General features: G+C 51.3%; 1 rRNA gene. It reads left to right on the top strand.

Annotation, left to right across the window (positions count from 1 at the left end):
- Window positions 1-238 (top strand): 23S ribosomal RNA (locus K5Q92_RS24135); the annotation flags it as partial.

Below are 238 nucleotides of genomic sequence, written 5' to 3'. Positions count from 1 at the left end.
CGAGGCCGAAAGGCGTAGTCGATGGGAAACGGGTTAATATTCCCGTACTTCTGCTAACTGCGATGGAGAGACGGAGAAGGCTAGGCTAGCGCGGCGTTGGTTGTCCGCGTTTAAGGTTGTAGGCTGTACACTTAGGCAAATCCGGGTGTACTTAAGGCTGAGAGCTGATGACGAGGTCCTAAGGGACTGAAGTAGTTGATGCCATGCTTCCAGGAAAATCTTCTAAGCTTCAGGTTAG

The sequence above is a fragment of the Shewanella sp. MBTL60-007 genome (genome assembly GCF_019654915.1).
Classification (GTDB): Bacteria; Pseudomonadota; Gammaproteobacteria; order Enterobacterales; family Shewanellaceae; genus Shewanella.
Note: the sequence above shows the minus strand (reverse complement) of the source record. Positions and strands in the feature narration are given on the sequence as shown.